Origin of the sequence: Microbacterium sp. zg-YB36, from assembly GCF_024623575.2 — a bacterium.
GTDB lineage: Bacteria > Actinomycetota > Actinomycetes > Actinomycetales > Microbacteriaceae > Microbacterium.
Genome location: NZ_JANJFD020000001.1, coordinates 975,511 through 999,707, shown reverse-complemented (window position 1 = coordinate 999,707; position 24,197 = coordinate 975,511). Strand labels below are relative to the sequence as shown.

The following is a 24,197-nucleotide window of genomic DNA, read 5'->3' as shown; positions in this document are numbered from 1 at the left end:
CCGGTTACTCCGCTGCGACGAGTCGGCCGGTCGGCATGACGCGCCCGGCGACTTCGATCACGCTGTCCGCTGGGAGCCCCGCCCGCTCGGCGGCCGCGCGGATCGCGTCTGCCGATGGCGCCTCATAGAGGCAGTAGGTCTTGGTGCGATCGAGGGAGAGGTAGGAGAACACCCATCGCACGTCTTCTTCGTCGTTGATGAGGTTGATCTCCGCTGCGGCATCCACCGGCACGGGCACGGGCTCGTCGAAGGTGCGCTCGATGACGAAGTACGGCATACCATCACCACCTCGGATGTGGGATCAGGAACTGCTCGGTGGCGCAAGCCTACGCGTGCTGCCACGGGGAACAAGGCCGGTCAGGATGCGGAGTGCGCCGCGAGGCGACGCAGCCCCTCGTCGATGCTCACCGACGGTGCCCACGCGAGCGCGCGGCGCGTCTCGCGCTGGTCGAACCAGTGCGCGGTCGACAGCTGCTCGGCCAGGAACCGGGTCATCGGGGGCTCGTCCACGCCGGGGCGCAGCGCCCACGCCCGCTCGATGAGCGACCCGGCGGCGCGGGCGAGGCCCGACGGCACGCTCCACCGCGGCGGGGTCACGCCGGACGCGAGGCAGATGCCCGCCAGCAGTTCGCCGACCGGTCGTGGTTCGCCGTTCGTGATGACGAACGCCCGGCCGTGAGCCTCGTCGGCGCGGTGCAGGGCCGCCACGATGCCGGTGGCGGCGTTGTCGATGTAGGTGGAATCGATGAGCGCGCGCCCGCCGTCCAGGAGCGGCAGGCGCCCCCGCCGTGCGCGGTCGACGATGCGGCCGACCAGCTGGGTGTCGCCCGGGCCCCAGACCAGGTGGGGGCGAACTGCCACCACCCGCATCGCGGGGGAGTCGCGATCGAGGGCGATCAGCTCGGCCTCGGCCTTTGTCCGCGCGTATTCGCCGCGGGCGTGGACGGGGGATGCCGGCTCTGCCCCGACTCCCGCGAGCGCCGTACCGGCGTGCGCCACGGAGGGGGAGGACACCTGCACGAAGCGGGAGACTCCGGCGCGCTCTGCTGCATCGAGCAGCGCGCGCGTGCCCTCGACGTTGACCTCATGGAACTCTGCGGGATCTCCCGCCAGCGAGACCTTGGCGGCCAGGTGGACGACACCCTCGGCGCCGTCGACCACGCGGGCGACGGCCTTCGGATCGGTGACGGAGCCGAGCACGTCGGTGACCCCGTCGACGCGGCTGGGCCGTCGCTGCAACGCCCGCACCTCGTGCCCCGCGGCGACGAGCTCCGCGGCGACCGCGCGCCCGAGGTAGCCGGACGCGCCGGTGATGGCGACGATCACGGCCGGCCCATCCTTCCGCCGGCGAGCGTGCGTTCGGCCCACTCCGACAGCCGCGTGCGGTCGATCTTGGAGTTGTGACGGATGTCGGTGGGCAGTTGCGGCACGGTCAGCACCGCAACGAGCGGCAGGTCTGTCCGCTGCCGGAGGTCCGCCGTCAACTCAGGCGACGCAAGACCGGGGCGTGCAACGGCGGGGACCGTCTCGACGACAGCGACCGCCTGCCGCAGCCGGTGCGGACCGATGCCGACGATCGCGGCACGCCGCACCTGGTCGGACCCCTCGAGGTCCTGCTCGGGCCCGACCGGAGCGACCGGCCCGTCCGCGGTGGCCAGCACGTGGGGCAGGCGGCCTTCGATCCACAGCCGTCCTTCCGCGTCGAGGTGACCGACATCGCCGGTGCGGTGCCACCGCCCGACGGTGGGTGTTTCCAGCACGGCGCCGCGATCGGTGAGCCACAGCCGGTCGTACGACGTCTTCAGATGCGGCGCCGACACGACGACCTCTCCGAGCACTCCGGGCTCGGCGCTCAGGGTGCCGGTGGCGCGTCCGTCGGCATCCAGTGCACTGATCAGCACCTGATTCGTGCCGATCGGCGACCCCACGCAGACGCCGCGGTCGGCGGCATCCGCCACGGCACGGATGCCGTCCAGCGTCACATCCGTGACGAGTAGGCACTCGGTCATGCCGTAGGGGGTGTGCGGCTCGGCGTTGGGCATGAGCTCCCCGGCGGCCGCCAGCAGCGACTCGCCCACGGGGGCGCCTGTGGACAGGAACGTGCGCACCCGCGCGAGCGCGCGGCGATCGTCGTCGGAGAGGGCATCGGCCGTCGCGACGACGTTGAGGATGGCCGCGGGCGAAAGGAAGACGATGCGGGCGTCGGAGGCGCGCACGGCCGCGGCCACCGCTCGCGCCGTGAGGGTGCGGGGCGCGGAGACGTCCATGTCGGGGGTCGCCGAGCGGGTGCCGAGCGCCGGTCCGAGCAGGGCGAACGGCGCGAAGCCGGTGACCAGCCCGGTGTCGCCGGCCACCTCGAAGTGGGCGGCGAGCACGTCGCGCAGCGCCGAGAGTTGGCGATGCGTGTAGGCGACACCCTTCGCCGGTCCGGTCGACCCGGAGGTGAAGAGGATCGCGGCGGGGTCGTCGGGTGCCGGTTCGTCCGGCAGCGGCGCGCCCGCACCGAGCGCGGCGACCGCGGGCAGGTCGTGCGAGACGCCGAGCAGCTTCGCGGATGCCGTCGGCAGCCGAGGCACCGAGATGTGGATGCCGGGCCACCCCAGCGCGCGAGCGGCGGCCAGGCCCGGCAGCTCGCCGATGACGACGTCGGGCCAGGCGCCGCGGACGGCGCGGGAAAGCCCGCGCACCCCGAGCCCGGCGTCGGCTACAACCACGACGGCGCCGATCCGCAGACACGCGTAGACGACCGCCGTGAGCGTCGGCCCCGGCGGGACGAGCACCGAGACGCGCTGGCCTTTGCGCACCCCGATGCGCGCGAAGCCCGCGGCCAGGCTCCGCACCCGGTCATCGAGCTGCCGCCAGGTGACGCGGCGCTCGCCGCCACCGGCCATGTCGATGATCGCGACGTCGTCATCGTCGCGGCGGCCGTCGAGAGCGGCCCACAGGGGAGTGAAGTCCGCGGGGCTGTCGTCGTCGGCGGGCTGCGGCGCGTCGCCGCCGTCGCCGATCAGGCGGGCGGCGTTGTCGCCCAGCCACGTGAGGATCGCATCGGCGTACGGCCGGTCCTCGGCGATCAGGTGGCCGGCGCCTTCGAAGCGGTGGACGTCGGCGTGCGGCATCCTGTCGACGAGGTCGTCGAGATAGCGGTCGCTGAAGATCGGGTCGGCCGGCCCCCACAGCAGCAGTGCCGGCACGTCGAGCTCGGCGACGCCGGCGGCGATGCGCTGCAGCTCATCGGTGCTCTCGTGTGCGGCGTCCACCGGAATGTCCGCGACGAAGGCGCCGATGCCCTGCCGGCGCGCGGCGGTGCGGTACGGCGCGCGGTAGGCGTCCTTCACGTCCGGTTCGAGCGCGGGATGGGCCAGCGTCAGCGTCGTCTCGAGGAAGGCGGGGGTGGCGACGGTGGATGCCGCGAGCACGCCGCGTGTGCCGGCGACCCGCAGCGGGGCGGGGATCGGCTGGCCGGCGGGGTGGTGCACGGCGGTGTTGAGCGCAATGACGCCGGCCAGCAGCGCCGGGTGGTCGATCGCCCAGCCGAGGGAGACCACGCCGCCCCAGTCGTGGCCCAAGGTGACGACCGGGCCCTCGAGGCCCAGCGAGTCCGTGAAATCGGCGAGATCGCGCACGCGCTGCGCGAGGGGACGGGGCGCACCGGTGCGCGCCGAGAAGCCCATGTCGAGCTGGTCCACGGCGATCACGCGCCAGGCCGGCTGCCCGGCCTCCGCAGCACGCAGCGAGGCCGAGACCAAGCCGCGCCAGAGATATGACCAGGTCGGATTGCCGTGCACCGCGAGGATCGTGCCGACGACGTCAACGCCGAGACGAGCGAGTTCGTCGCCGGTGTCGAGGTAGTGCCACTCGTGGGTGGCATCCGTTCGCCGGTCGAGGACCAGCCGGGTACGGCTGCAGCGGGTGTCCAGACCAGGCAGCCCTGCGAGCGCCTGGCTGACCGCGTCGCTCACCAGGCGAGTTCCATCATGGCGGTGTTGAGCCCGGAGCCGACGCCCATGAGCAGCACCCGGTCGCCCTTGCGCAGGCTCGACTGCTCCTCGGCGAGGGTGATGGGAACGGATGCCGGGCCGATGTTGCCGAAGCGGGGGAACGTGGTCGGCACGCGGGAGTGATCCAGGTTCACCGCTTTCACGATGGCGTTGGTGTGGACCGAGGACACCTGGTGCGTGACGTAGCGGTTCATCGACTTCCAGTCCCACTCGTTTGCCGCTTCCTTCCACGCATCGACGACGAGCGCGAGACCGCCCTTGAGGAGGGCCTTGGCGTCGGTGAACATGCCGTCGACGCTGCCGACGCAGAGGCGGTGGAACTGGGTCGCGGCACGCGTCACGCCGCCGAGGATGCGGTGGCCACCGGGGTGCTCATCGGCGCGCCCCAGCACGGCCGCGGCGGAACCGGAGCCGAGTGTGAGGGACGCGAACTCGCTCATGAAGTCGTCGCGACCGCTCTCGCTTTGCAGGAGCCGCTCGATCGTGTTGACCTGGATCTCATCGGCGTCCTCACCGGCGACCACGATCGCGTAGCGGATCTGGCCGGAGTCGATCATCGTCGCCGCGAGCGACATGCCGTTGATGAAGCCAAGGCAGGCGTTGGCGATGTCGAAGTTGATGGCGGAGCTCGGCAGGTCCAGGCCATGGTGCAGCGCCACCGCGACGGAGGGCTCGAGGTTCGTGCGCGTGACCGAGGTGTTGATCAGGAGCCCGACGTCGGAGGGGCTGACACCGGCCTCGGCGAGGGCGCGGCGGCCCGCGGTGATCGTGGCGAGGTCGACGGTTTCCCCCGCCGCCCAGTTGCGGCGCTCTCGCACACCGGCGACGCGCTTGAGCAGACCGCTGCGGAGCTTCAGGCGCTTGAGCGAGGGCGCGAGCCGGGCCTCGATCTCATCCGAGGTCGTCACGCGACCGGGAAGTACGCTCGCAACGGAGAGCAGCGCGACGTTGTCGAAGCGAGCGGTGGCATTGCCGGGCACAGGTCCTCCTTCAGGAGAGTTGGGTGCATCCCTCCTCTTAAGGGTTTTACCTCACTCTGTCTGGGTGTTCGCAGGGGTTGCACTTCGCCCACGCGCCTGCTTCTGTACCGAACATCGTCACTTCGGGGGAGCGGTGCTGCGGCGGGGAACAAGCATGGTCGGCACCGTCACCGCCCGATCCACCGGCTGGCCGGCGAGGAGGGCGAGGGTCATGCGCGCCGCGGTCGCACCCTGGTGGGCAGCCGGCTGGGCGATCGTGGTCAGGTCGGTGAGGGCAGCCAGCGGATGGCCGTCGATGCCGATGACGGAGATGTCCTCGGGGACACGGAGCCCGGCGCGGCGGATCGTGCGGACCGCGGCCAGCGCGAGCTCGTCGGAGTGGGCGTACACCGCGGTGGGCGGCTCGGGCAGGCTCAGCAGGCCCCCCATCGCGAGGGCCGCAGCCTCGATGTCCCAGGGGATCCGTACGGTCAGGGCCGGGTCCAGCGGCGCGCCGGCGGCGGACAGTGCCGCGCGGAAGCCATCGGAGCGGCCGATGTCGATGAACCACTCCGGGATCGACGGCGGCACCGCCTCGATCATCGCGATCCGCCGGTGCCCCAGGGACAGCAGGTGCGCGGCCGCCTGACGTGAGGCCTCGATGTCGTCGATGCGCACGAACGGGAACGTGGTCAGCTGCCCGCTGACCGAGACGATCTGCACCCGCAGCGCCTCGAGCGCTCGCCGCTCGGCGTCGTCCACCGGCATGCCGACGACGATCACGGCATCCACTTTCCGTCGGGTCGGCAGGTCGCGGAAGAACCCGTGCCGAGCGTCGGCGTCGGGCACCTGGTAGAGCAGCACGTCCACCTCGGCGCGTCGCAGCTCCCGCTCGATCCCCTCGATGACCGCACCGAAGAACCACTGCGACGCGTGGGAGAGGAGCACCGCCACCCGCCCGGTCGCGCCGCGGGCGAGGCGGGAGGCCTCGGGGTGCACGACATACCCCATCTCCTCGGCGATGTCGCGGATGCGCCGCCTGGTCGACTCGGATACGCCGTAGGCGCCGCTGAGCGCACGGGACACGGTGGCCATCCCGACGCCCGCGCGCTGCGCGACGTCAGCCATGTTCACGACCGGCTGCGGCACCTCCATGCGCCACAGGATAGTGCGACGGAAGCGGTTGCGCGCCGGGTCGTTGACCTCGCCGGACCTCTGTGCTTCCATACCGGAAACGCTTCCCAAGCGCGAAGAACGCCCAGCAACGTTGCCGGCGGGAGGACGATGAATGTCTGATTCGATGCGTTCACGAAGAGGCCGCCTGCGTGCGGTCGCCGCGACTGCCACCGTTGCGGTGGCCGCCACTCTCGCCGCCTGCGCGGGGGGCAGCGGACCGGCGGAGGTGCGATTCCACCTCAGCAAGCCGGAGGCGATCCCGTACTTCCGGGAGTTGATCTCGGAGTACAACGCCTCGCAGGACGACGTGCGGGTGGTCTTCGACACCTCGTCCAACCTGCAGGCGGGATTCCTGCGCGGCAATCCGCCCGACCTCGGCCTGCTCAACTACAACATGGAGATGGCGCGCTTCATGGAGCGGGGCGCGTTGAGCGACCTCGGCGACATGCCGGAGGCCGACCGCATCCTCCCCGAGGTGCAGGACCTCGTCGACCAGTACGCCACGTACCCCGGCCGCACCAGCGTGCTGCCGTATTCGGTGATGGCGGCATCCGTCATCTACAACCAGGAGATCTTCGAGCAACAGGGGCTCGAGGTGCCGCAGACGTGGGACGAGCTGCAGGCGGTGTGCGACCAGCTGCTCGCCGCCGGCATCACGCCGTTCTACGCCACGTTCAAGGACCCGTGGACGGTCGGCCAGGGCTGGTTCGACTACACCGTGGGTGGATCGGTCGACGTGGCGGACTTCTTCGATCAGATGAACGAGATCGGCACCGAGGTGGGCGCCGACTCCGAGGTGGCGTTCCAGACGACCCTGGTGGACCCGGTGGAGCGGATGACCGAGCTCACCGAGAACTACGTCAACCCGGATGCCGCCAGTCGCGCGTACGGCGACGGCAACCTGGCCTTCGCGCAGGGTGAGGCGGCGATGTACCTGCAGGGGCCGTGGGCGTTCGGCGAGATCGCCAAGACCAACGACGACATGCAGCTGGGCACGTTCCCCCTGCCGATGACCGACGACCCCGACGACCTGCGGGTGCGGGTCAACATCGACCTCGCGGCATGGATCCCGGAGGCATCCGAGCACAAGGAGGAGGCGCGGGACTTCCTGAGCTACCTCTTCCAGAAGGACGTGATGGACGAGTACAACGCCGCGTTCCTGGGCTACGGCACCACGACGGACGCGGCGCCGGTGGAGGACGAGCGGATCATCGGCATGAAGGAGTACTACGACTCCGCCCGTTTCTATCAGGGCCCGTCCAAGGCGATTCCGCTGACCATCCCCACCGACAACTACATGCAGGGCATCGTGACCGGCTCGGACGTCGAACGGACGCTTCGGGTCATGGACGCGGACTGGGCGCGACTGGCGCTGCGCCAGTAGCCCGATCCCAGAAGGGACGACACGATCATGGCAACGATTCCGGCAGCTGCCCCGGTGCCCGTGGCGGCGAAGCGGACGCAACCGGGTGCAGTCGCCGCGACACGGACGAGGCGAAAGGTCGAGGGTGTCTACTACCTCTTCCTGCTGCCCACGCTCATCCTGTTCACGCTGGCGATCACGCTGCCCGCGGTGATCGGCATTTTCTTCAGCTTCACCAACTCCATCGGCTTCGGCGACTGGGAGTTCATCGGGCTGATCAACTACATCGCCGTGTTCACTGATCCGGCGATCCTGCAGAGCTACCTGTTCACGTTCTTCTTCGCGATCGTGACGGTGATCGTCGTGAACGTCGTGGCGTTCCTCCTCGCGGTGGGGTTGACGTCCCGCATCCGGTTCAAGACCGGACTTCGGGCGATCTTCGTCATCCCGATGGTGATCTCCGGCATCATCATCGCCTACGTCTTCAACTTCCTCTTCTCCAACTCCGTCACCGCTCTCGGGGAGGCGTGGGGGATCGGCTGGCTCAGTCAGAGCATCCTGGCCAACCCCGACCTGGCCTGGGTCGCGATCGTGATCGTGGCCTCATGGCAGGCGATCCCCGGCACGCTGCTCATCTACATCGCCGGGCTGCTGTCGATTCCGGCGGAGGTCTACGAGGCGGCCGACATCGATGGCGCCGGGAAGCGCCAGCAACTGTGGCGCATCACGCTGCCGCTGGTCGCGGGATACGTCGTCATCAACGTGATCCTCGGCTTCAAGAACTTCCTGAACGTCTACGACATCATCGTCGGTCTCACCAACGGCGGGCCAGGAACGGCCACCCGCAGCGTCGCGATGACGATCTTCACCGGCTTCACCGGCGGCGACTACGCCTACCAGATGGCCAACGCGACGCTGTTCTTCATCATCGCCGTCGTGCTCTCGCTGCTGCAGCTGCGGCTCACACGAGGAAGGAACGTGTTCTGATGTCCTCCACGCAAATCGCCCTCACCGTCGAGGACGTCAACGCCGAACGGGTGCTCGACGGCGACGCGCCGCGCAAGCGCTCCGCCGGCCGGTTCCGGATGGAGCGGGTGAACTGGCCGGGCACCATCCTCCTCATGATCTGCGCCGTCACGGTGCTCATCCCGCTGTACGTCACGGTGTCGATGGCGTTCAAGACGCAGTCGCAAGCCGTCGACGGCAACGCGTTCTCGCTGCCGGCGCCGTTCAGCATCGACGGCTTCGTCACCGCGTGGGAGCTGACGGACTTCCCCCGGGCGTTCACGATCTCGGTGCTGGTGACCGCGTTCACGGTGGGCGGGACCGTGCTGCTGGCCGCGCTGGCATCCTTCGCCATCTCCCGCAACTGGGACCGCAAGCTCTTCCGGTACTCCTTCTATTACCTGCTCGCGGCGATGTTCCTTCCGTTCACCGTCGTTGCGCTGCCGCAGATCCAGCTGACCGGACTGACCGGGCTGGACAATCCCGCCGGGGTGACGATCTTGCACATCATGTTCCAGCTGAGTTTCAGCATCCTGCTGTTCACGGCGTTCCTGCGCTCGATCCCTGCCGAGCTCGAGGAGAGTGCCCGCATCGACGGCGCCTCCACGTGGCAGACGTTCTGGCAGCTGATCTTCCCGCTGCTCGCGCCGATGAGCGCGACGGTCGGCATCTTCGCGTTCCTCGCGTCCTGGAATGACTTCATGATGCCGTCGCTGATCATCTCCGACCCGGGCGCGCAGACCCTGCCGGTGGTGCAGAACATCTTCCAGACGCAGTTCAGCAACAACTACAACGTGTCGTTCGCGTCGTACCTGATGGCGATGGCCCCCGCGATCATCGTGTACCTGTTCACGCAGCGGTGGGTCGTGGAAGGCGTGACCCAGGGCGCTGTGAAGGGGTGATGGCACCCGACCGGGACTGGTGGCGGCACGCGGTCGTCTACCAGGTCTATCCACGCAGCTTCGCCGACGCCGACGGAGACGGCATCGGTGATCTGCGCGGCATACTCTCCCGCGTCGACTACCTCGCGAGCTTGGGGATCGACGCGGTGTGGTTGAGCCCGTTCTACCCGTCGCCGCTGGCCGACGGCGGGTATGACGTGGCCGACTACCGCAACGTCGACCCGCGGCTGGGGACGCTGGAGGACATGGACGAGCTCATCGCGGTGCTGCACGAGCGCGGCATCCGGGTGGTCGTCGACATCGTCCCGAACCACACGTCCGACCGGCACCCGTGGTTCCAGGAGGCGCTCGCCGCCGGACGCGGGTCCGAAGCGCGGGAGCGGTACATCTTCCGCGACGGCGCCGGTCCGCAGGGCGCCGAGCCGCCGACGGACTGGGTGTCGATGTTCGGCGGTCCGGCCTGGGCGCCGGCTGGCGACGGCCAGTGGTATCTGCACACGTTCGCCGTCGAGCAGCCCGACCTCAACTGGGATCGGCCCGATGTGCGGGCGGACTTCGTGCGCACCCTGCGGTTCTGGGCCGATCGTGGTGTCGACGGGTTCCGCATCGACGTCGCGCACATGCTCACCAAGGACCTCACCGAGCCCCTGCCCAGTCGCGATGAGCTCGCGCTGATCCCGGTGGACGGCCAGCATCCGCTGTTGGACCGCGACGATGTGCACGAGGTCTACGCGGAATGGCGGCAGGTGTTCGACGAGTACGACCCGCCTCGCGCGGCGGTCGCCGAAGCGTGGGTGGACAGCTCCCGCGTGCCGCTGTATGCGCGGCCGGAGAGCCTCGGGCAGGCGTTCAACTTCGACCTGCTGGAGGCGGACTTCGATGCCGCGCAGTTCCGTCGCGTCGTGACCGAGAACCTCGCGCTGGCGGCGGCATCGGGATCGTCGAGCACGTGGGTGCTGTCCAACCACGATGTCGTCCGCCCGGCGACGCGGTACGGGTTGCCGCATCCGCCTCGCAAGACCGACGGCCACCCCGCGGTCAAGCACGGGGTGCAGTGGCTGCGCGAGGGCGGATCGGACAGCGCGGTGGACCGGGTGGCCGGACTGCGGCGGGCGCGGGCGGCGGCGCTGTTCATGCTGGGTCTGCCGGGTTCGGCGTATCTGTATCAGGGTGAGGAACTGGGCCTGCCGGAGGTCGGCGACCTGGCCGCGGCGGCCCGGCAGGATCCGACGTTCTTCCGCAGTGGCGGGCAGGACCCGGGGCGGGACGGATGCCGCGTGCCGCTGCCGTGGTCGCCGGACGGGCCCTCGTTCGGCTTCGGCCCGGGCCCCGCGCACCTGCCGCAGCCGGCGTGGTTCGCCGAATACTCCGTCGCCGCGCAGGAGGAGGCGGTCGGTTCGACGCTGCGGCTGTTGCGCCGCGCGCTGGCCTTGCGTCGACGGTTCGCCGAGACGGCGGTGTTCGAGTGGGTCGACACCGGCGACCCCGACGTGCTGCGGTACCGCCGCGGCGGCGGGTGGGAGGTCGTCACCAACTTCGGGCCCGCCCCGTACGACCTCGACCGCATCGAGATGGCCGTGACGAGCGGGCTGAACATCATGGGCGTCGTGCCGCCGGACACCACGGTGTGGCTTGCGCCGGCGTCGGGCGCTTAGAACGGTGCGGGTTCTTCGATGGCGGCGAGGGCCATGAATTCCAGCACCCGGCGGGGGATGTCGGTGTAGACCCGGCCGGTGGGGCTGGTCCATTCCAGGATGCCGTGGGCTTTCTGCACCACGCTCCACGCGGTGCCGTGCTTGACCGGATGATGTCGACCCGGGCACAGGTTCGCGAGATTGGTCAGGCAGGTCGGCCCACCCAGGGCGGCGTCGTGGGTGTGGTCGAGGTCGCACTGGCGGGCCGGTCTTCGGCATCCGAGGAACCGGCAGTGCTCGTCGCGGGCGTCGAGGTGCCTGCGCATCTCCCGGGTCGGCCGGTAGGTGAGCACCTGCTGCACCGCCCCACTGGTCGGGGAGGTGAACAGTCGCTCCCAGATCTCCGCGGTCGCCGCGAGCCGTCGGGCGGTGTCGGGGCTGATGGGCCCGTATCCGACCAGCTCGGCGGGCTCGTCGCCGATCCCGACGAGCGTGGTGGCAGGGATCACCACCTGGACCTGCGCGACGATCGCCGTGCCCTCCGGGATCGCCCCGGTGGCGGCGGGCGCGGTGGCGTGTCCGGTGAGCAGCAGGTCGGTGAGCACGTCGGCGCGGATCTGGTCCATCGTGCGGGTATCGGTCGCGAGGATCTCTGCCGCGGTGGCTTCGGCTTCGGCCTCCGCTGCGGCAGCGGCTTTGGCCGCGGCGCGGTTCGCGTCGGCGATCTGGCGGGCGTGCTGGTTCAGCCGGTCCCGGATCGCGTAGACCAGCTCCGCCGGCAGCAGCGCGGCGAGTTCGGCCATCCCGTCGTCCAGGTCCCGCACCCACACCCGCCGGCCGGCCGCGGCCTCCTTGTGGCGTTCTTCCAACGGCACCGGGTTGAGTCGCTGCGCGAGCATCAGGATCGTCGGCTTCGCCCGTCCCGGAGTGTCGTTCTCGCACACCACCAGCGCCGCCTGCTCGAACCGGGCCCGCGCGTCCGGGTCGGTGATGCGGGCGCCGGCATCCTGGATGATCCGCACATGCACCCGGTCGATCCGGTCCTCCCGCAGCGCCCTGAACGTCGCAGCGAACTCGTCCACCAGCACGGTCGCGTCGTGCATCCGGTCGCGCATGCCGTGGTCCGATCGGCGCAGCACCGCGCCGACTTCCGCGGCCATCGACCGCAACGGCATCTCCCTCTCTCGACCCTCACTGGACGGGATGCGGGCGGTCTGCGCCTGGGCAACAGCCTCCGCCTGCGACAGGAACCACACCTCGTCGGCATCCACCGCCGCCCGACGCCGCCGCACCTCCTCCAGCCCCGAGATCACCTGCTCATGCGACAGCACTGCCGCCAGAGCGGTGGTGGTCGGGGAGGTGTTCATACCCCCAATCCTGCCGACCCCCTCCGACATTGACGGCCGCGGAAACAACGCCTGACCTGGGGTTGTGGATAACTCCCCGAAACCCCGGCTGGGGAGGAAACGGCACCCGATCATCGGCCCGCCGGCCGGACCATAACTCAGGAAAAATGCGGCCCTCGGGCGTGAGCGGCGCGTTCGCGTGAGTCATGAGGATCTCGACGGCATGTCGGTCGTGCTCATCAGGAATCGACAGAGCGTGTTTGCAATTGAGGGTGCGTCGCCCGATTCTCGTCGTTGCCCGAACAGCAACCCGAAGAGCAACCCGGTGAGGAAGTCGATCAGGTCCAGAGACGCGTCGTGGGCGTTACCCCCGCCCAAAGCGTCGATCAGATCGGTTGCGAGCTCGCGCGAGAACAACGAACTCGACAGATGCGCGCGAAGCTCCCAGTCACCTTGCACCTCGGGCAGCAGGGCGAACACCGCCAGTGCATCGTCACGGCGACGACCCGCCAGCGACAAGAGCTGCCCTTCCATGAAGTCCGCCGCGTCCTGCGGAGTGATCGTCGCGGGCAGCGAAGCCTGAGTGAAGGCAGCGTTCGAGCGCGCCCGGATGCCCTCGATCGCCGCGGCGATCAGTTCGCGGCGAGAGCGGAAGTAGTACGACGTCGATCCGGCCGGTAGACCCGCGGACCGGTCGACGGCCTGATGTGTCAATGCGCGGGCGCCTCCGGCTGCGAGGACCGAGATCGCGTGGGCGGTGATCAATGGGCGGCGATCGCCGGGTCTGGCCATGGTGACTCCTCAGTTACTCTATGGATGTAGAGTAACGCGCGTGCTCAGACTTCCCGCTGGTCGCGTGACCGCGGCCACTCCGCATCGTCTCGCTGGCGCCGCAGTGGATCCATTCCATTCAGCGCTCGAGGCCAGCGGGCTCGTCTTCGATCGTCAGCAGACCGCAGCGATCGACGCGCTCAGTGCCCCGCCTCGTCACGGCTTCTACATCTGGGGCGACGTCGGGAGGGGCAAGAGCCTCATCAGCGAGGCCTACTTCGCCGCCATCCCGACAGACCGAAAGCGGCGGTTCCACTTCCACGACTTCTTCCGCGCGCTCCAAGAGCAGATCATCCGGCAGCGCGAGCCGCTCGACCGATCTCTCCGCGGACTCATCGGGAACGCTCGAGCGGTCTTCTTCGACGAGTTCCACGTCCACGATGTCGCCGACGGCGTCTATCTCACCGCCACACTCAAGAGCCTGCTGGATGACGGCATCCTCCTCCTTGCCACATCGAACTATGAGCCCTCCGCGCTCATGCCGAACCCGTTGTTCCACGACCGATTCCTGCCTGCGATAGACCTCATCCGCGCCGAATTCGACGTCGTACACCTCGGCGACGGAGAGGACTACCGACAGGCCCGAGCCCACACGAGCCACGGTTTCGGAGCAGGGGCGTGGCGCCTGAGACCACACGCCCAGACCCGCACGGCCCCCACACTGCTGAACGCAGCAGGTCATTCCATCAGAGCCCAACGCATCGACGGCAATCGCGCCGAGTTCACGTTCGATGACCTCTGCGCGCAGCCCCTCGGAGTCGCGCAATACCTCTGGCTCGCCGAGCGTTTCCGTTCCATCGCCCTCACATCGGTGCCCGACCTCGCCTCCATCACCCGCGATACGCTCGCCCGGTTCGCGAACCTCATTGATGTTCTCTACGACCGCGACATCCCCCTCCACGTCCACGCTGCGGGCGAACCACAACGCCTACTCCTGGCAGCGGAACCACCCCGCGACGCGCACCGCACCGTCAGCAGGCTCTCAACCCTGACGGTTTCATAACCCACTTGCCTGTTCGCAACGTGCTGAGGAACTACACCTAGCGCGTCCGAGCCGCCAGTAGCGTGAACTCAGCGACCACGCGGGGGTGGGCGAGGATGCGGAAGTGACCGCCGGTCTCGAGCCGCACGTTCCTGGCGCCGGGCAGCTCGCTGCCCTCGGGGATGTGCGGGTCGAACCGGCCGTAGACCGACACGATCCGCGAGTTCACCGCGGCTTGACCTGCCAGCGCCACGATCGTGGCATCGGTGGGGGAGAAGATGCGCAGCGTCGACGACGGCAGGAGCCGCGCATAGCGGGAGCCGCCGAAGGGCGTGGCGACGGCGAGCATGCCGCGCACGCGCGCGCCCGCGGGTCCGATCATCACCTGCTTGCCCACCAGTCCGCCCTTGCTGTGGGCGACGATCAGGACGTCGGAGAGGTCGTGCTCCTCGAGATACGCGGTGACCTGCTCGGCCATCTCCACGACGGGGCGCTCGTTGCGGTGCAGCGCGTCGAGTACGTGCACCGGGTGGCCGCGTCGGTGAATCGCCGCCACGAGCGGCTGCATGAACTTCCACGTCTCATAGATGCCGGGCAGCACCACCACGGGAACGCGGTCGCCGGAGAGGAACGTGTCAGGGTCGGTGCGGTTGAACGTGGCGCGGGCCTGCCAGAGCCCGGCATACGCGTAGTCACGCATCCACCACACGGCGGCCTTCAGCGCGTCGATCACGCCGTGGGCCTCGGATCGGTGTGCGCGCGGATCGCCGCCGCCACGGCCTTCGGCGCGGTGTGCGGGGCCACGTGATGCCGGCCGGGGATGATGGCGAGCGCGCCCGCCGCCGCGCTGTCACGCAGCCGGCGACACCAACGCATCCCCGCCACCGGGTCGTGCTCGCCGCGGATGACCAGCAGCGGCACAGTCAGATCGGCGACGCGCTTGTCGAGGGGATAGGCCAGCATGTGGCGCACCTGGGTGAGGTACCACGGGATGCCGCAGCGGATGTAATCGGTGAACACGATGGCGTTGGTGTTCGGGGTCTCCCCGAGCGTGTCCAGCGCGAGGGCGCGCATCTGCGCCGGCAGGGTGCGGTGACGGTCGTCGGTGACGGGGCCGATCACCACGACGTGCGCCGCGAGTTCGGGACGCTGCCGCGCGACCTCGACCACCCACTGCGCGCCCATCGAATGGCCCACGAGGATCGCCGGACCGATGTCCAGCGCGGCGATCACATCGCCCAGCGCCGCGGCCATCGCTTCGATGTCCACGTCGCCGGGTTTGGGCAGCCCCGCGAAGCCGGGGAGATCCACGGAGAATACGCGTGAATCTGCGGCCAATTCGTCATGCAGCCGCGACAGCGACCGGTGCGACATCCCGACGCCGTGGACGAGGACCACGGGAAGGCGATTCGTGGCGTGCTGGTCGTCGCCGAGCACGCGGAAGTGAAGCGGACCGCGGCCGGTCGGCCGCGCCCGCGCAGTGCGGCTCAGTTCGCGGCTTCGTACGCCTCGAGCACTGCAGCGGGTACCCGCCCGCGCTCGGAAACGGTGTAGCCGTTGGCCTTGGCCCATTCGCGCACCGGGCCATAATCGTGCTGACCCGTGCGACGACGGCGGCGTGCGGTGGAACCCGACGAGGAAGTGGAGCGGCCCGAAACGCGGCGGGCAGCGGACACATAGGGAACGAACGCATCGCGCAGCGCCTGCGCGTTGTCATCCGTGAGATCGATTTCGTAAGCGATGCCGTCTAGGGAAAACAACACTGTCTCCCCGGATCCGGCTTCGAGTTCGGTCCCGTCGAGGTCGTCGACGAGCTGGTGAACAATTCTGCGTGCCATGCGGGACACATTACTTGCCAAGAGGCGGTCGCGACAGTGGGCTCGTTGCAAGCGGGATCAGCGGGATATCAAGGTAAAATACCGACACGACGGGCCCGTAAAACGGCTGCGTGGCGGGTCGAGGCATCCAATTTCGACATCGCCGAAGCGAGATAGGACTTTACGGTCCCCTCTTTCAACCCGAGCGCGTGGGCGATTTCGGCATTGGTGGAGCCGAGCGCACAGCACGCGAGCACATCGACCTCGCGGCGGGACAGGCTGGTGTCGGCCTTTTGGGTGGCCGCGCCCCCGGATGCCGAGAGTGCGGCGAGCCGTTTCTCCAGCTGTGCCAGGCGGTCGCGGATGCTGCTGTCCTGCACGGCGGCGGCGATGCTGCGCAGTTCGGCGTAGCTCTCTCGCAACTCCTCCCGAGCTGCGGTGGGAAGCGTGGCGATCGGCTGGGTCGGCGGCGCCAGCGCCAGGCGGCGGCGGACCTCATCGCGCACGCGCAGTTCGGTCGCGAGCGACTCCGCGGCTGCGAACGCCGGACGCGAGACCACATCGCCCACGGGGGAGCGGTGCCAGGACCCGCAGTAGAACACCCCGCGTGCCCGCCCCGCCACCATCACCGGGACGGCGAGGAGTGTCGAGATGCCTTCCCCGAGGATCGCGCGGTCGTAATCGTGCGTGATGCTGCGACTCGTGCGGTAATCCAGCGCCAGCCGCGGACGGCCCTCGACGAACGACGCACCCCCCAAACCGCGGTTGGCCTGCACCACGAGGCCTTCGATGCTGCGGGTGCGAGCACCCGCGATGGCACTGACATGGACAGCGCCGGAATGCTCGAGACCGGCGAACACCACGGGGAACCGCGTGCGCCGGGACAGGTCTGCGACGGCGCGCGCAAGGAGCTGATCGTCGCTTTCGATTTCGGTCGGTGCCGTCACGCACTACCTACTTCCGGGGGTGACGGCCTCGTCGCCGCCTTCGTAGCGTCGACGATATCACGCAGCCGGGCGGTGGTTTCGGGGTTTCGGCAGCGTGCTCACCCTCGCAATGGGCGCCGCAAAGTGGCGGTGCCCGAGCGGACAGCACGAGTGGCAAGGAGGCCGCACAGATGACCGCACGACCCCACGAATCAGCCCCGCCGGGCGTGATCGACTACATCGCGGTGGAAGAATCGCCGCAATTCCGCGCACTCAAGCGCAGCCATCGCAGCTTCGTGTTTCCGCTGGCCGTCGCCTTTCTCGTCTGGTATTTCGTGTACGTGTTGCTGTCGTCGTTCGCGACGGAATTCATGAGCCAGCGGGTCTGGGGCGACATCACCGTCGGCCTGCTGTTCGGCCTCGGCCAGTTCGTCACCACTTTCGCAATCACGATGACCTACGTCTGGTACGCCAACCGCAAGCTCGACCCGCAGTCCGAGGCGATCCGTGACGAGCTCGAGAGCCGGGAGGCATCGGCATGAACGAGATTTTCGGTGCCATCGACGCCGCCGTCGAGACGGTGGAGAGCAACCCCATCCTGAACATCTCGATCTTCGGGGCCTTCGTCGCGGTGACCCTGTTCATCGTCATCAGGGCCAGCCGCAACAACAAGACCGCGGCGGATTACTACGCCGCCGGGCGCTCGTTCACCGGCCCGCAGAACGGCTTCGCGATCTCCGGCGACTACCTGTCGGCAGCGTCGTTCCTCGGCATCTGCGGCGCCATCGCGATCAACGGGTACGACGGATTCCTCTACTCCATCGGGTTCCTCGTGGCGTGGCTGGTGGCTCTGCTGCTGGTGGCGGAGCTCATGCGCAACACCGGAAAGTTCACGATGGCCGACGTGCTGTCGTTCCGGCTGAAGCAGGCCCCGGTGCGCATGGCCGCCGCGCTCACGACCCTCGCGGTGTGCTTCTTCTATCTGCTGGCGCAGATGGCCGGTGCCGGCGGGCTCGTCTCGCTGCTGCTGGGCATCGACGAGCCCATCGGGCAGTCCATCGTCGTGGCGGTCGTCGGCGTGCTGATGATCGTCTACGTGCTGGTCGGCGGCATGAAGGGCACCACCTGGGTGCAGATCGTGAAGGCGTTCCTCCTGATCGGCGGGGCGCTGGTCATGACGATCTGGGTCCTCGCCATTCACGGCTTCAGCCTCAACACGCTCCTTGAATCGGCCGTGGCGGCGTCGCCGGCGGGCGAGGACATCCTCGGGCCGGGGCTGCAGTACGGCGCCAACCCGTGGGACTTCATCTCTCTCGCGATCGCGCTTGTGCTGGGCACGGCGGGCCTGCCGCACGTGCTGATGCGCTTCTACACGGTGCCGACCGCCAAGGAGGCGCGTCGCTCCGTGGTGTGGGCGATCTGGCTGATCGGCCTGTTCTACCTGCTCACGCTGGTTCTCGGCTACGGTGCCGGGGCGCTGGTGGGACCGGAGACGATCGCGGCGGCGCCGGGTGGAGTCAACTCGGCCGCCCCGCTGCTGGCGTTCGCCCTCGGCGGCCCTGTGCTGCTGGGGTTCATCTCGGCAGTGGCGTTCGCGACGATCCTCGCGGTCGTGGCGGGCCTGACGATCACGGCGGCGGCATCCTTCGCACACGACATCTACGCGAACGTCGTCAAGAAGGGCGAGGTACCGCCGGACGGCGAGGTCAAGGTCGCGCGGCGCACGGTGGTCGTCATCGGTGTGCTGTCGATCCTGGGTGGCATCGGCGTGCAGGGCCAGAACGTCGCGTTCCTCGTGGCGCTGGCGTTCGCCGTGGCCGCCTCGGCGAACCTGCCGACCATCCTCTACTCGCTGTTCTGGCGCAAGTTCAACACCCGAGGCGCGGTGTGGAGCATGTACGGGGGACTGGCGGCAGCCGTCATCCTCATCGTGCTCTCGCCGGTGTTCTGGGGCACCGAGACGAGCGTGTTCAAGGGCACCGGCCCGGCCATCTGGCCGCTGAACAACCCGGGCATCGTCTCGATCCCGCTCGGGTTCTTCCTGGGCTGGCTCGGCACGGTCACCTCGCGCCGCAAGGAAGACCCGCGGCTTGCCGCGGAGATGGAGGTGCGTTCGCTCACCGGCTTCGGTGCCGAGAAAGCAACCCACCACTGACGCGTCACGTCCCGACAACGGCCCCGGGCACAGTGCCCGGGGCCGTTGTCGGCGCGGGCGGCCTACTCGCCCGCCGCGGCTTCCAGATCGAGCAGGAAGCGTTTGAGCTCCGGGTGACCGCCGTACTCGCCGATCGACCCGTCGGCGCGCACGACGCGGTGGGCGGGGACGACGATCGATATCGGGGTGCGGGCGCATGCGCTGCCCACCGCCCGATGCGCACGGACATGACCGGTCGCGATCGCGACCTCGCCGTACGACGCCGTCTGGCCGTAGGGGATCTCGCACACCGCCTGCAGCGCCTCACGGACGAAGCCCCGCACCAGTTGCCAGTCCAGCGCGATGTCGAACTCGCGGCGCCGGCCGGCGAAGTACTCGTCGATCTGACCGGTGACAGGCGCCGTGGCATCCGGATCGTGCTCGGGCACGCTGTGCAGCGCGGCGGTGAGTTCGGCCAGCGCGTCGTCGTGCGGACCGTCGAGGATTTGCAGGGCGACCAGGCCCTCATCGCTCACCACGACGAGGGCCTGGCCGATCGGTGTCGGGTGCACCGAGAACACTGTCGAGGTCATCTGCCCATCCTGGCCCGTCGCTGCGACCGCCGTCGGGGACGACCGGCCGATCGGGGGAGAGGCACCAGCGACACGGGCCTGTGCAGGAAGCGCCGATGGCGCGGCGTGTTTGGCAATACCGCGAAACTCGGGCCCGCGTCCGGCATACCTGGCGTGCGCCACCTAGTCTGGCTCGTGTGTGGCGCGGAGAGGGTATTACGACGGTCGGCACCGCTGAGGCGGAACAGGCGACCGTGTCGCCGAGCGACCTCGGGCTTGCCGAGCCCGGAGTCGTCGTGACGCACGTCGCCGAGTCCGAGCGCGTGCGGCTGCGCCAGCAGTCCGCGGGTCTGGGCGGGCGTTCGAGCCTGCTGCACTACGCCGACGCCGGCGACGCCGGCATCGAGATCACCAAGGCGCACCCCGGCAGCCTGCCGCAGTTCATCACCGGGCGCTCGACGCTGCTGTCCAACCTTTTCCGCGACGAGGTGGCCCTGCGGGGAGCGCGCCTGGCCGCCGAGCGGATCACCGCCCGCGACGTGGAACTGCGCACCGCGCGGGGACTGGACACCGTCAACCTCGCCGTGGGACTGGCGACCTGGCGACTGGGCGGACTTGTCTGCAACGCACCGGTGCTGCTGCGGCCGCTGGCCATCCGCCGCCATCACTCCGACTTCGAACTCAAGCTGCACGGTTCGTTCACCATCAACCCCGAACTGGTGCGCGCCGCGCGGACCCACTTCGGCATCGAGGTCGACGGCCGTGCGCTGGCCGCCCTCGCCTACGACGGCGGCGTGTTCAAGCCGCAGCCGGTCATCGACCACCTGCGCGCGCTGACCGCGCGCATCCCCACCTTCACCGTGCAGCCGAGGCTCGTCGTGTCGACCTTCGCCGACGTCGGCTCGGCGATGGAGTCGGATGCCGCGCATCTGGACCACCCGGTGCTCAATGCCCTGGCCGGTCACCCTGCCGACCGCGAGCGCCTGACGGCGGCTCGCCCGCTGCCGAAGACGCACAATGCCGACGAGCGGCCCCCCGCCGCCGACACGCTGCTGCTGGACGCCGATGCCGAGCAGGAGGGCGTGCTGGCCCGCATCGCCGCCGGACACTCGCTCGCCGTGCATACGCTCCCCGGCACCGGCGGCACCCAGACCGTCATCAACGCCATCGGCACCCTCGTGCAGGAGGGCAAGCGCGTACTTGTCGTCAGCGCCCGCCGCTCCACCCTCGAGGGCGTGCGGCATCGGCTGGCCGGCATCGGCCTGCCTGGCCTCGCCGTCTCGCCCCGCCAGCTGCACCGTGACCTCGTGCGCGCCATCGCCCGCAACGAGAAGGCCGAGCAGCCCAAGGTCGCGGACATCGACGACGCGCTGGTGCGGCTGCGCAGCGTGCTGCGCGACTATCGCGGCGCGCTGACCACGCGGCATCCCACCATCGGCGTCTCGCCGCTGGAGGCGCTGCGCACCCTGACCACCCTCGCGGCCAGGACGCCGCAGCCCTCGACCACCGCCCGACTGGACCTCACCACGCTGGTGCGGCTGTCGACGCGGCGCGCCGAGGCGGCGACCATGCTCTCGTCGGCCGCGCGGCTGGGGGAGTTCCGCTTCGGCCCCGACGATTCGCCGTGGTACGGCGTGAGCTTCGCCACGACCGAAGACGCCCGCGCCACGCACGCGCTGGCCTCGCGCCTGCAGCGCACCGACGTACCCGGGCTGCTGGAGCGCGGCTACGAGCTGATCGGGCAGACCCGGATGCGGCCGTTCCAGACGATCGCGGAACTGGGCGGGCACCTGCGTCTGCTGCAGGGGATGCGTGACTCGCTCGACCGGTTCAGCCTGACGGTGTTCGAGCGTCCGCTGGGCGAGCTCATCCAGGCCCACGGACCCCGGCGCGACGCGCCCAACATGACCGGCGCGAACCGCCGTCGCCTGAAGAACCTCGCCCGCGAGTATGTGCGTCCCGGCATGCACGTCACCGACATGCACGCCGGGCTCCTGCGCGTGCAGCAGCAGCGCGCCGAGTGGCAGCGCTATGTCGAACCGGGCACGCTCCCGGAGGTTCCGCTGGGACTTGCCGACGTGTACACCGCGTGGCAGCGGGTGGACGCCGACCTCGCCCAGCTCGACGCCGTGCTCGGGCGCCGCGCCGCCGACTCGCTGGCCCAGCTGCCGATCCCGCAGCTGCTGCGCACGCTCGCGAGCCTCGCCGCCAAGTCCGATGTGTTCGACAACCTCGTCGAGCGCGCCACGCTGCGCACCCGCCTGGCCGAACTGGGACTGGAGCCGCTGCTGGCCGAACTGTCGGTGCGGCACGTCCCCGAAGATCAGGTCGGCGCCGAACTCGAATTCGCCTGGTGGCAGTCGGCGCTGGAGTATCTGCTGCGCAGCGACCGCGCTCTGCTCGGGGCCAACACGACGGTGGTCGACCGCCTGGAGCGCGACTTCCGCCTGGTCGACGAGGCCCACGCCGCGGCATCCGGCCCGTTGCTGGCCGCCCAGCTGGCGACCCGCTGGAAGATCGCGATCGTCGACGAGCCCGTCGAGGCGGCCTCGCTCAAGCAGGCGCTGCGGGAGGGATCCGCCAACGCGGAGGAACTCTCCGCCTATGCGCCCACGCTCATGCGCACGCTCGCCCCGGTGTGGCTGGCGTCGCCGTACGAGGTGCCGCAGATCCCCGACCACCCCGAATTCGACGTCGTCATCGTGGCGGATGCCGCCGCTCTCAGCCTTGCCGAGGCGGCACCGGCCCTGCGCCGCGGCCAGCAGGTCGTGCTGCTGGGCGACCCGGTCACGCAGAAGCCGACGCCGTTCCGCGTGTCGGCGGCGCTGCCGGGCACGGTGGAGGACGACGACCCCGCCGTGGACACCGACGAGCCGAGCGTGTTCGAGCGCCTCGCCGAGATCCTGCCGGTGGAGACTCTCACCCGCAGCTACCGGGCCGGCGGCGAAGACCTCGCCGAGCTCGTCAACGACGCCTTCTACGGCGGCGAGATCATCTCCCTGCCGTGGGCGGGGTCATACCTCGGCCGCGGCAGCCTGGGCGTCGACTACGTCGAGGGCGGCGTCGGCGCACCTGACCCCGTCACCGGTGCCGTCGAGAGCCCCGATGCCGAGGTGGCCCGCGTGGTGACCCTGGTGGTCGAGCACGCCGTGTACCGCGGCGCCGAATCCCTCATGGTCGTCACCGCCAGCTCCCGGCACGCCGAACGCGTCCGTGCCGCCGTGGAGCGGGCCTTCGCCGGCCGGTCGGATGTGGCCGACTTCCTCTCCCGCGACACCGCGGAGCCCTTCGCCGTGCTCACTCTGGAAGAGTCCGTCGCCGAGAGCCGCGACCGCGTCATCTTCTCGCTCGGGTTCGGACTGACCCGGCACGGCCGGGTGCTCAGCGACTTCGGCGACCTGTCCACCCCCGACGGCGAGCGACTGCTGACGGTGGGCATGACCCGCGCGCGCCGCTCGATGGTGATCGTCTCCTCGATCCGCCCGTCGGCATTCGACGACGGGCGCCTGGAGTACGGCGCATCCACCCTCATGTCGATCCTCGGCGGCATCGCCGCGCGATCGCGTGAAGCCCGGCTGGAGGATCTGGCCGACCCGCTCACCCTCGCCCTCGCCCGCGAGCTGCGCCGCCTGGGCGTGGCGGTGGACGTCGACTACCGGGGGCTGCTGCCGCTGGTGGCGCAATACCGCGGCAAGGCGGTGGTCGCCGAGAGCGACCCCGAGGCCACCGGGGAGTCACTGCGCGAGGCGCTGCGGCTGCGACCGCTGATCCTCCGCCGCCTCGGCTGGCACTACGTGCGCGTGCACGCGTTCGATCTGTACAGCGATCCGGCGGGTGTCGCCGCGCGCGTCGCCGGCATCCTGGGCGTGCAGCCCGAGACGCCCACCGCAGACACCACGACGCAGCCGATCGATGTCATCGACTGATCGGCAACGCATCCAGCGTGTGCCAGGCGCACGCCGGGCCAAGCTCACGCCCGCGCCGGGGACGGACGTCGAACCGGTGACGGCAGACGAAAACGACCCGGACCCCGCCTCGCCCTTATCGGGTGAGAAAGCGGCATCCGGGCCGAATGACGAGCAATTGCGGCGAGACGTTCCACCGCACTATTGAGTGCAGCGCCTACGTGCGCTGCTTCTCGAGCAGGTCGCGGATCTGCATGAGCAGGTCCTGCTCGGTGGGCATCTTCTCCGCCTCCTCGACGACGCCGGCCTTGCGGGCCTGACGTTCCTTCCACCGGTTCATCGGGACGACGAACACGAAGTAGACCACGAAGGCCACGGCGAAGAAGCTGATGATCGCGCTGATGAGATCCCCCAGGGGGAACGTCACCTCTTGGCCGTAGATGCCGAAGAAAGTCGGTCCGATCTCGCCTGTCGCGCTCTCCTGATAGAACAGCGCGACGATCGGATCGATGATGCTGGAGACGATCGAGTTGACGACCGTGGTGAACGCACTGCCGATGACCACCGCGACGGCCAGGTCGATGACGTTGCCGCGCATGATGAAATCTTTGAAGCCCTTGATCAAGAGGACTCCCTTCGTCTTG

At 69.6% G+C, this 24,197-nt stretch carries 21 protein-coding genes; 8 read left to right on the top strand and 13 right to left on the bottom strand.

What is annotated here, in order from left to right:
- Window positions 1–4: 4 nt before the first annotated feature.
- From NQ151_RS04910 to NQ151_RS04890, 5 genes are all read right to left on the bottom strand, one after another.
- Window positions 5–277 carry a DUF4242 domain-containing protein gene (locus NQ151_RS04910; protein WP_257527183.1) on the bottom strand — a complete coding sequence of 91 codons (273 nt, stop codon included), beginning with the start codon at window positions 275–277 and terminating at the stop codon, window positions 5–7.
- Between the two features lie 80 nt (window positions 278–357).
- Window positions 358–1,326 (bottom strand): NAD-dependent epimerase/dehydratase family protein, encoded by a 969-nt coding sequence (locus NQ151_RS04905; RefSeq protein ID WP_257527182.1) that lies wholly within the window; start codon window positions 1,324–1,326, stop codon window positions 358–360.
- The gene (locus NQ151_RS04900) at window positions 1,323–3,962 is read right to left on the bottom strand and encodes an alpha/beta fold hydrolase (RefSeq protein WP_502883555.1); all 2,640 of its coding nucleotides are present in this window, start codon (window positions 3,960–3,962) and stop codon (window positions 1,323–1,325) included. Before NQ151_RS04900 ends, NQ151_RS04905 begins: the two co-directional genes overlap by 4 nt.
- On the bottom strand, window positions 3,959–4,981 hold the full coding sequence (locus NQ151_RS04895; protein WP_257527181.1) for a 3-oxoacyl-ACP synthase III: 1,023 nt from the start codon (window positions 4,979–4,981) through the stop codon (window positions 3,959–3,961). Before NQ151_RS04895 ends, NQ151_RS04900 begins: the two co-directional genes overlap by 4 nt.
- 117 nt (window positions 4,982–5,098) lie before the next feature.
- On the bottom strand, window positions 5,099–6,187 hold the full coding sequence (locus NQ151_RS04890) for a LacI family DNA-binding transcriptional regulator (protein ID WP_257527180.1): 1,089 nt from the start codon (window positions 6,185–6,187) through the stop codon (window positions 5,099–5,101).
- Window positions 6,188–6,260: 73 nt separating this feature from the next.
- Here NQ151_RS04890 and NQ151_RS04885 point away from each other — a divergent pair, with 73 nt between their 5' ends.
- From NQ151_RS04885 to NQ151_RS04870, 4 genes are all read left to right on the top strand, one after another.
- Entirely contained in the window at window positions 6,261–7,520 is a 1,260-nt protein-coding gene (locus tag NQ151_RS04885) for an ABC transporter substrate-binding protein (protein WP_257527179.1), read from the top strand.
- A 27-nt stretch (window positions 7,521–7,547) separates the two neighbouring features.
- Window positions 7,548–8,486, top strand: a complete 939-nt coding sequence (locus NQ151_RS04880; RefSeq protein WP_257527178.1) for a carbohydrate ABC transporter permease — start codon at window positions 7,548–7,550, stop codon at window positions 8,484–8,486.
- Between the two features lie 98 nt (window positions 8,487–8,584).
- The gene (locus tag NQ151_RS04875; RefSeq protein ID WP_257527831.1) at window positions 8,585–9,406 is read left to right on the top strand and encodes a carbohydrate ABC transporter permease; all 822 of its coding nucleotides are present in this window, start codon (window positions 8,585–8,587) and stop codon (window positions 9,404–9,406) included.
- The gene (locus NQ151_RS04870) at window positions 9,406–11,061 is read left to right on the top strand and encodes a glycoside hydrolase family 13 protein (protein ID WP_257527177.1); all 1,656 of its coding nucleotides are present in this window, start codon (window positions 9,406–9,408) and stop codon (window positions 11,059–11,061) included. Before NQ151_RS04875 ends, NQ151_RS04870 begins: the two co-directional genes overlap by 1 nt.
- Here NQ151_RS04870 and NQ151_RS04865 read toward each other — a convergent pair.
- Together NQ151_RS04865 and NQ151_RS04860 are read right to left on the bottom strand one after the other, a co-directional pair.
- A complete protein-coding gene (locus NQ151_RS04865) occupies window positions 11,058–12,407 on the bottom strand; it encodes an HNH endonuclease signature motif containing protein (protein WP_257527176.1) in 1,350 nt (449 codons plus the stop codon). The two genes, NQ151_RS04870 and NQ151_RS04865, sit on opposite strands and share 4 nt — an antisense overlap.
- 183 nt (window positions 12,408–12,590) lie before the next feature.
- Window positions 12,591–13,178: a TetR/AcrR family transcriptional regulator gene (locus NQ151_RS04860; RefSeq protein ID WP_257527175.1), complete on the bottom strand. Its 588-nt coding sequence runs from the start codon at window positions 13,176–13,178 to the stop codon at window positions 12,591–12,593.
- On the opposite strand from NQ151_RS04860, the gene zapE reads away from it, so the two are divergent.
- A complete protein-coding gene (gene zapE / locus NQ151_RS16740) occupies window positions 13,177–14,220 on the top strand; it encodes a cell division protein ZapE (protein ID WP_353477557.1) in 1,044 nt (347 codons plus the stop codon). The two genes, NQ151_RS04860 and zapE, sit on opposite strands and share 2 nt — an antisense overlap.
- 37 nt (window positions 14,221–14,257) lie before the next feature.
- On the opposite strand, the gene NQ151_RS04850 is transcribed toward zapE, so the two are convergent.
- The 4 genes from NQ151_RS04850 to NQ151_RS04835 form a co-directional block, all read right to left on the bottom strand.
- The gene (locus tag NQ151_RS04850) at window positions 14,258–14,932 is read right to left on the bottom strand and encodes an esterase/lipase family protein (protein ID WP_257527173.1); all 675 of its coding nucleotides are present in this window, start codon (window positions 14,930–14,932) and stop codon (window positions 14,258–14,260) included.
- Entirely contained in the window at window positions 14,929–15,636 is a 708-nt protein-coding gene (locus NQ151_RS04845) for an alpha/beta fold hydrolase (protein WP_257527172.1), read from the bottom strand. The genes NQ151_RS04850 and NQ151_RS04845 overlap by 4 nt, the downstream gene beginning before the upstream one ends.
- 50 nt (window positions 15,637–15,686) lie before the next feature.
- Window positions 15,687–16,037 (bottom strand): histone-like nucleoid-structuring protein Lsr2, encoded by a 351-nt coding sequence (locus NQ151_RS04840; protein ID WP_257527171.1) that lies wholly within the window; start codon window positions 16,035–16,037, stop codon window positions 15,687–15,689.
- Window positions 16,038–16,105: 68 nt separating this feature from the next.
- Window positions 16,106–16,963: a LuxR C-terminal-related transcriptional regulator gene (locus NQ151_RS04835; protein ID WP_257508336.1), complete on the bottom strand. Its 858-nt coding sequence runs from the start codon at window positions 16,961–16,963 to the stop codon at window positions 16,106–16,108.
- A 170-nt stretch (window positions 16,964–17,133) separates the two neighbouring features.
- Here NQ151_RS04835 and NQ151_RS04830 point away from each other — a divergent pair, with 170 nt between their 5' ends.
- On the top strand, window positions 17,134–17,484 hold the full coding sequence (locus tag NQ151_RS04830) for a DUF485 domain-containing protein (protein ID WP_257527170.1): 351 nt from the start codon (window positions 17,134–17,136) through the stop codon (window positions 17,482–17,484).
- Entirely contained in the window at window positions 17,481–19,097 is a 1,617-nt protein-coding gene (locus NQ151_RS04825; RefSeq protein WP_257508338.1) for a monocarboxylic acid transporter, read from the top strand. Before NQ151_RS04830 ends, NQ151_RS04825 begins: the two co-directional genes overlap by 4 nt.
- Window positions 19,098–19,159: 62 nt before the next feature.
- On the opposite strand, the gene NQ151_RS04820 is transcribed toward NQ151_RS04825, so the two are convergent.
- Window positions 19,160–19,669, bottom strand: a complete 510-nt coding sequence (locus NQ151_RS04820; RefSeq protein WP_257527169.1) for a methylated-DNA--[protein]-cysteine S-methyltransferase — start codon at window positions 19,667–19,669, stop codon at window positions 19,160–19,162.
- A gap of 167 nt (window positions 19,670–19,836) precedes the next feature.
- On the opposite strand from NQ151_RS04820, the gene NQ151_RS04815 reads away from it, so the two are divergent.
- Entirely contained in the window at window positions 19,837–23,574 is a 3,738-nt protein-coding gene (locus NQ151_RS04815; RefSeq protein WP_502883567.1) for a DEAD/DEAH box helicase, read from the top strand.
- 196 nt (window positions 23,575–23,770) lie between these two features.
- Here the strand turns inward: NQ151_RS04815 and mscL are convergent, their stop codons facing one another.
- A complete protein-coding gene (gene mscL / locus NQ151_RS04810; protein WP_257527830.1) occupies window positions 23,771–24,178 on the bottom strand; it encodes a large conductance mechanosensitive channel protein MscL in 408 nt (135 codons plus the stop codon).
- Window positions 24,179–24,197 lie beyond the last annotated feature (19 nt).